Genomic DNA, 6,919 nt, shown 5'->3' with positions numbered 1-6,919 from the left:
CGGCAGCGCCCCACCTTCTCGCCGCACCACTACGAGCAGCAGTACGACCAGCAGCGCCACGCGGCGCCCTCGTACGGCGGCTGGAACAACCAGCCGCAGGCACGTCCCCCGCAGCCGCCGGGCGGCGGCTACCCCGCTCAGCCGGGCCCCAACTGGGCGCCCGTCCCCGCACCGGAGCCGAGCGGGCGCCGTGGCCCGTCCACGAGCCTCTTCCTGGTCGTCTCCGTCGTCATCGCCCTGCTGGCCGGGGCGCTCGGCGCCGGCGTCGGCGTGCTGGCGACCGGTGACCACACCGGCACCGTCGACCTCGGCGGCGACAACAAGACCTCCACGACCGGTGCCAAGAACCGCGACCCCGGCTCCGTCGCCGGCATCGCCCAGCGGCTCGTGCCGAGCGTCGTGATGATCAAGGTGACGAACGGCACCGAGGGCGGGGCGGGCACCGGCTTCGTCGTGAACGGCGGCTACATCGTGACCAACAACCACGTGGTCGCGCCCGCCGTCAGCGGCGGCAGCATGCAGGTGGTCTTCAGCGACGGCAAGACCACCACCGCGACCGTCGTCGGCCACGACGCGACCTCCGACATCGCCGTGATCAAGCCGGGCACCCTCGCGGGCCGCAAGGCCCTCACGTTCGGTGACTCCGACAGCCTGGCGGTCGGTGACCCGGTCATCGCCATCGGCTCTCCGCTGGGCCTGGCCGGCACCGTCACGACGGGCATCGTCAGCGCTCTCAACCGTCCCGTGAGCACCAGCGGCGAGGGCGGCGAGTCCTCCTTCATCAACGCGGTCCAGACGGACGCGGCGATCAACCCGGGCAACTCCGGCGGTCCGCTCGTCGACTCCAAGGGCGAGGTCATCGGGGTCAACTCCGCGATCGCCACGCTCGGCAGCCAGTCGCTCGGCAGCGACAAGCAGCAGAGCGGCAGCATCGGGCTGGGGTTCGCCATCCCGAGCAACCAGGTCCGGAAGGTCGCCCAGCAGCTGATCAACAACGGCAAGGCCACCCACGCGGTGATCGGTGCCTGCATCGACATGTCCTACCAGGGCGGCGGTGCCCGCATCGCCACCGACGGCGCCCAGTCCTGCAAGGGCGGCACGATCACCGCCGGCGGACCGGCGGAGAAGGCCGGGCTGAAGGCCGGTGACATCATCACCGCGTTCGACGGCAAGGCGATCTCGGGCTCGGACGAGCTGATCATGGCGATCCGCGCCAAGTCGCCGGGCGACCGTGTCCAGGTCGCCTACACCCGCGGATCGCAGCGGTCGACGACCGAGCTGACGCTGGGCGAGGGCAACTGACCGGTCGGTGCCCGCTCCCGGCTCTTCCCCGGGAGCGAAACTGACCGGTCCCGCGCGGCAGACGCGGGGTGGGTGCCCGGTTAAGCTGGGAGCCGCGGCCTCGGCAGAGAGGTCGCGGGGTCATCAGGTGGAGGACGCGTGTTCGACGTAGGGCTCGGTGAGGCGCTTCTTCTCGTCGTTCTCGCTTTGATCATCTTTGGCCCCGACCAGCTGCCGAAGGTGGCCTCGCAGGCGGGCCGCGCGCTGCGCCAGCTGCGCGCCATGGCCAACACCGCAAGGGACGACCTGCGCGAGGGCCTCGGCCCGGAGTTCGCCGACTTCGACGTGGCCGACCTCAACCCGCGCCGGTTCGTCCGCAAGCACCTCCTCGAGGAGCTGGACGACCTCGATCAGCAGGGGCCGATGCCGGCCGAGGAGCCGCTCCTGCCCTTCGGCGAGCGGCCGCCCTTCGACCCCGAGGCGACCTGACCGCGCGTCACCGCGCGCTGCTGGGCGCGCGGTAGATCCGGATCCAGTCGACCTGCATGGTGATCCGCTTGGGCGTGCTCGCCGTGCGGTGGAACCCCTCGCGCATCTCGTTGCGCAGGTAGAGCTGCATCCCGGCCTGCCGGGGGACGAACGGCCCGGTGTAGTTCCAGGTCTTCTTGCCGTCCATCCAGAACGTCACGCGCCCGGGCAGCCAGTCGACGCCCACGGTGTGCCACTTGGTGAAGTCGGTGTGGGTGGTGCGCTGCACCTGCTGGTCGTCGGCCCCGTGGTGGATGAACAGGCCGCCGCTCTTGCGGTTGCCCGACAGGATCTCGGCGAAGTCGATCTCCGCGTACTCCGGGTCGCCCATGTGCGTCGGCCACAGGAACGCGGTCGCGGAGTAGCCGTTGCCCTGCTCGGCGCGGATGCGGGCCTCCCAGCGGCCGTAGGTCTGGGAGAGGTGGGAGATCACGCCGGCGCCCTGGTCGCGGCCGCCGTAGATCCCGCCCACGAGGTTGAGGACCCCGCCCGACACGTGGGTGCCGGCGGCGACGCCGCGGTGGCTGGAGGCGTCGGGTGCCTCGTACACCTGCCACTTGCGCGCGTCGAGCGCGCTGCCGCCGAAGTCGTCCCACAGGACCGGCGCGCCCCAGGACTTCGGGGTGCCCTCCGGCGCCCTGGCCTGAGTGGCGTCTCCGCTCCGTGGCGTTGTTAAGCGCGAGGAGTGCCCGCTACAGCCGACCGAGGCGCAGGCCGCGACCACCAGAGCCGCAGCCAGCGCCGTCCCCCGTATGACCCCGTCGAATGCCATACATCCACGAAATCACGTGCGCACCGCGCGTCAAGCGCGAACACGCCCTCAGGTTGGTCAACCGCGGTTCGGACTGAGACCAAGCTGCCGCCCGCGCAGGCTCTTGGCGCGCCCGGAGATCTTGTCGGCGATGCCGCGCAGCTCCTTGGAGGCGGGCGCGTCCGGGTCGTCCAGCACGATCGGACGGCCCTCGTCGCCGCCCTCGCGCAGGCGCACGTCGATCGGCACCTGGCCGAGCAGCGGCACGGATGTGCCGAGCGTACGGGTGAGCGCGTCGGCCACGGTCTGGCCGCCGCCGGCGCCGAACACGTCGACCGGCTCGCCGCAGTGCGGGCAGGGCAGGTAGGACATGTTCTCGATGACGCCGGCGACCGTCTGGTGGGTCTGCGCGGAGATCGCGCCCGCGCGCTCGGCCACCTCGGCGGCGGCCTGCTGCGGCGTGGTCACGACGAGGATCTCCGCGGACGGCAGCAGCTGCGCCACCGAGATCGCGATGTCGCCGGTGCCCGGCGGCAGGTCCATGAGGAGGACGTCGAGGTCACCCCAGTAGACGTCGGCCAGGAACTGCTGGAGCGCCCGGTGGAGCATCGGCCCGCGCCACACGACGGGGGAGTTGCCCTCGGTGAACATGCCGATCGAGATCACCTTCACGCCGTGGGCGTTGGGCGGCATGATCATCTGCTCGACCTGGGTGGGACGGCCGGTGACGCCGAGCATGCGGGGCACCGAGTGGCCGTAGATGTCGGCGTCGACCACGCCGACCTTGCGGCCCTGGGCCGCCAGCGCCGCGGCGAGGTTGACCGTCACCGAGGACTTGCCGACGCCGCCCTTGCCGCTCGCCACCGCGTAGACGCGGGTCAGGGAGTTCGGCTTGGCGAACGGGATCTCCTTGGCGGCCTGACCGCCGCGGAGCTTCTGCTGGAGGGCCTGGCGTTGTTCCTCGCTCATCACGTCGAGGTCGACCCGCACCTCGGCGACGCCGGGGACCTTGGAGACGGCGGCGGTGACGTCACGCGTGATCGTGTCGCGCAGGGGACAGCCGGCGACGGTCAGGAACACGCCGACCTTCACGCCGCCCGCGGGCGTGATGTCGACGCCCTTGATCATGTCCAGTTCGGTGATCGGACGCCGGATCTCCGGGTCGTTCACCGTGGCGAGCGCGGCATTCACCTGCTCGATCGTGGGGGAGGCCATACCCCCATGGTATTGAGCACGCAGGCGGCGGGCGAACCAACGCGGCGGGATCTCCGTCACCTCCGCTCCTCACGGCGGCTCTCCAGTTCCTTGAGCAGGTGCTGGAGCTCGTCGCGGATCCAGTCGCGGGTGGCGACCTCGTTCATCGCCATGCGCAGGCTGGCCACCTCGCGCGTGAGGTACTCGGTGTCGGACACGTTGCGCTCGTGCCGGGCCCGGTCGCCCTCGTACTGGACGCGGTCACGGTAGTCCTGGCGGTTCTGGGCCAGCAGGATCAGCGGCGCGGCGTACGACGCCTGGAGCGACAGCATGAGGGTCAAGAAGATGAACGGGTACGGGTCGAACCGCATGCCGCCGGGGACCAGCATGTTCCAGCCGAACCACACGACGACGAAGACGGACATGTAAACGAGGAACCGGGCGGTGCCGAGGAACCGCGCGATGTTCTCGGAGAACTGCCCGAACGCCTCGGGGTCGTAGTAGAGCCGCGGCATCAGCTGCCGGCGGACGTCTCGCGGCTGGTCGAGGCGACCGAAACGCCGCTGGTCGCGCACCCTGTCCAGGCCAGTGCTCATCACCACTCCTTTCCGCGCAGGGCCTCTTCTTCGGCGTCCACTTCTTCGGCGTCCACGCCGGTGCCGGAATCGTCGTCCATCCCGCTCTCGCGCCAGTCGTCCGGCAGGAGATGGTCGAGTACGTCGTCGACCGTCACGGCGCCGAGCAGCCGGCCGTTCTCGTCCACGATGGGCACGGACACGAGGTTGTAGGTCGCCAGGTAGCTGGAGACGGTCTCCAGCGGCAGTTCGGGGCGCAGCGGGTCCAGCTCGGTGTCGCAGATCGCGCTGACGAGCGTGGGCGGCGGCTCGCGCAGCAGCCGCTGGAAGTGCACCGTGCCGAGGTAGCGGCCGGTCGGGGTCTCGTTCGGCGGCCGGCAGACGTACACCTGGGCGGCCAGCGCCGGGTTGAGGTCGGGGCTGCGGATCTGCGCGAGCGCCTCGGCGACCGTGGCGTCCGGAGAGACGATCACCGGTTCGGTGGTCATCATGCCGCCCGCGGTGTCGTCGGCGTAGCTCAGCAGCCGGCGCAGCGGCGCGGCGTCCTCCGGCTGCATCAGCGCCAGCAGCCGCTCGCGCTGTTCCGAGGGCAGCTCACCCAGCAGGTCGGCCGCGTCGTCGGGCCCCATCTCCTCCAGAACGTCCGCGGCGCGGTCGACGTCGAGCTTGCCGAGGATCTCCACCTGGTCGTCCTCGGGCAGTTCCTCGAGCACGTCGGCCAGGCGCTGGTCATCGAGCGCGGCGGCCACCTCGGCGCGGCGTTTCGCGGACAGCTCGTGGACGACGTTCGCCAGGTCGGGGGCGCGCATCCGCTCGAACGCCGCGATCAGGCTGGCCGCGCCCTGGCCCTCCTCGACCATGCGAAGGCCGCTGATCGCGCCCCAGTCGACCACGAGCGTCTCGCCGTGCCGCCGACGCAGGCCCAGCCGCGCGGTGCCGCGCCCTCCACCGGCCCAGCGATGCCCGAGCCCGGCGCCCGCCCGGCGCACCGCGACCTTGGTGATCAGCCAGTCGCGCGTACGGCTCTGCTCCATGCCCAGGTCGAAGACGACGACTCGTTCGCCCCCGCTGTCGGCCAGCTCCGCCTCACGGTCGAGCATCTCGCCGAGCGCGAGCGTCTCAGAGCCCCGTTTCTCGAACCGGCGCATGTTGATCCGGCCATCGAATATCACCGCACCGGCGTCGAAGTGGGTGACCCGGGTGATCGGCAGGAAGACGAGGCGGTGCGGGGGAACCTCGACCACGAGCCCGAGCACACGCGGCGCCCGCGGCGCGGGCCGCATCATGACGACGACGTCGCGCACCCGGCCGATCTGGTCTCCGGAGGGATCGAACACCGCGATCCCGGCCAGGCGCGCGACGAACACCCGTGATGGCGTTGCGGTCATGCTCGAAGGCTACCGAGGCGCGTCTTCTCCAGCGGTAAAGCGTGATCTATACCGCCCTGGCCGGGGATGACACGATGGAGACGTGACGGGGGATACCGCCGGCCTCGACGAGGCCTTCGAAACGTACCGCGGGCTGCTCTTCTCGGTGGCGTACCGCATGCTGGGCTCGGTCGCCGACGCCGAGGACGTCGTGCAGGAGGCCTGGCTGCGCTGGTCCGGCGCCGACCGTACGGCGGTGAGGGAGCCCCGGGCCTACCTCGTCCGTACGGTCACCAACACCGCGATCGACCGGCTCCGCTCCGAGCGCTCGCGGCGCGAGTCCTACGTCGGCCCGTGGCTGCCCGAGCCGGTGCTCACCTCGCCGGACGTCGCCGACGACGTCGAACTGGCCGACTCCGTCTCGCTGGCCCTGCTGGTCGTGCTGGAGACGCTGTCACCCGTGGAGCGGGCGGTGTTCGTCCTGCGGGAGGTCTTCGAGTTCTCCCACGCGGAGATCGCGGCCACGCTCGACCGGTCCGAGGCGAGCGTCCGGCAGGTGGCGGTCCGCGCCCGCCGGCATGTCACGGAACGGCGGCCGCGCTTCGCCGCCGACCGCGCCGAGCAACGTCGCGTCACCGAGGAGTTCCTGTCCGCGGCGCTCGGCGGCGACATCGACCGGCTGCTCACGGTGCTGGCGCCGGACGTCGTCCTCGTCCCCGACGGCGGGGGCAAGCGCTTCGCGCCACACCGCCCGCTCGAGGGCGCCGAAGTGGTGGCGCGCTTCCTCATCGGCCTCGGGCAGCACCCGTACGACGGCGTGGCACCGGAGGACATGACGACGGAGGTCACCTACGTCAACGGCGCGCCGGGGGTGGTCTTCCGCGGCGGCGGCATGGTCCTGGGCACGATGGCCCCCGAGATCGTGGACGGCAGGGTCCACGCGCTGCACCTGATCGCCAACCCGGACAAACTGGAGTCGATCGCAGAGCGCCGCGTCTTGGCGCTCGGGCTTAGCTCTTAGCCGCGCCGTTGGGACGGCCACGGCTGCCCAGGCAGGAGCGTTATCCACAGACGCCCAGCCGGTCTTCCCGGCGGGGGCTGGTCGCCCTAGGTTTACTGCCCGGGGAGGTTGGTTGGGGTTGTGCGGCGGCACGGTGTGAAGGTGGGTGATTGGTGAAGGCCTGCGGTTGTGGAGTGGAGCTGTCTGGGAACCGCTTCGCCAG

General features: G+C 71.2%; 7 protein-coding genes. 3 read left to right on the top strand and 4 right to left on the bottom strand.

Annotated features, from left to right (window positions below; genetic code table 11):
• Together ACFFNX_RS07590 and ACFFNX_RS07585 are read left to right on the top strand one after the other, a co-directional pair.
• Positions 1-1,302 (top strand): S1C family serine protease (locus ACFFNX_RS07590; protein ID WP_378197354.1); only part of this gene is annotated, 1,302 nt, incomplete at its 5' end.
• A gap of 138 nt (positions 1,303-1,440) precedes the next feature.
• On the top strand, positions 1,441-1,770 hold the full coding sequence (locus ACFFNX_RS07585) for a sec-independent translocase (RefSeq protein ID WP_378197350.1): 330 nt from the start codon (positions 1,441-1,443) through the stop codon (positions 1,768-1,770).
• Between the two features lie 7 nt (positions 1,771-1,777).
• On the opposite strand, the gene ACFFNX_RS07580 is transcribed toward ACFFNX_RS07585, so the two are convergent.
• From ACFFNX_RS07580 to ACFFNX_RS07565, 4 genes are read right to left on the bottom strand one after another with little or no spacing between them, the layout of a single operon-like run.
• A complete protein-coding gene (locus ACFFNX_RS07580) occupies positions 1,778-2,581 on the bottom strand; it encodes a glycoside hydrolase family 16 protein (protein ID WP_378197347.1) in 804 nt (267 codons plus the stop codon).
• A 57-nt stretch (positions 2,582-2,638) separates the two neighbouring features.
• Positions 2,639-3,775: an Mrp/NBP35 family ATP-binding protein gene (locus ACFFNX_RS07575; RefSeq protein ID WP_378197344.1), complete on the bottom strand. Its 1,137-nt coding sequence runs from the start codon at positions 3,773-3,775 to the stop codon at positions 2,639-2,641.
• Between the two features lie 56 nt (positions 3,776-3,831).
• Positions 3,832-4,350 carry a DUF1003 domain-containing protein gene (locus tag ACFFNX_RS07570; protein ID WP_378197341.1) on the bottom strand — a complete coding sequence of 173 codons (519 nt, stop codon included), beginning with the start codon at positions 4,348-4,350 and terminating at the stop codon, positions 3,832-3,834.
• Complete coding sequence (locus tag ACFFNX_RS07565; protein ID WP_378197338.1) at positions 4,350-5,717, bottom strand: magnesium transporter MgtE N-terminal domain-containing protein; 1,368 nt, start codon at positions 5,715-5,717, stop codon at positions 4,350-4,352. Before ACFFNX_RS07565 ends, ACFFNX_RS07570 begins: the two co-directional genes overlap by 1 nt.
• Positions 5,718-5,799: 82 nt before the next feature.
• On the opposite strand from ACFFNX_RS07565, the gene ACFFNX_RS07560 reads away from it, so the two are divergent.
• Complete coding sequence (locus tag ACFFNX_RS07560) at positions 5,800-6,717, top strand: RNA polymerase sigma-70 factor (protein ID WP_378197335.1); 918 nt, start codon at positions 5,800-5,802, stop codon at positions 6,715-6,717.
• The last annotated feature ends 202 nt before the right edge of the window (positions 6,718-6,919 follow it).

Source organism: Actinoallomurus acaciae (assembly GCF_042429965.1).
Lineage (GTDB): Bacteria > Actinomycetota > Actinomycetes > Streptosporangiales > Streptosporangiaceae > Actinoallomurus > Actinoallomurus acaciae.
The sequence above is the reverse complement of the archived record's forward strand: the minus strand, read 5'-3'. Positions and strand labels throughout refer to the sequence as shown.

Coding starts and splice junctions, on each gene's coding strand:
- ACFFNX_RS07580 (WP_378197347.1), bottom strand. CDS start 2,581: ATGGCATTCGACGGGGTCATACGGGGGACGGCGCTGGCTGCGGCTCTG.
- ACFFNX_RS07575 (WP_378197344.1), bottom strand. CDS start 3,775: ATGGCCTCCCCCACGATCGAGCAGGTGAATGCCGCGCTCGCCACGGTG.
- ACFFNX_RS07565 (WP_378197338.1), bottom strand. CDS start 5,717: ATGACCGCAACGCCATCACGGGTGTTCGTCGCGCGCCTGGCCGGGATC.
- ACFFNX_RS07570 (WP_378197341.1), bottom strand. CDS start 4,350: ATGAGCACTGGCCTGGACAGGGTGCGCGACCAGCGGCGTTTCGGTCGC.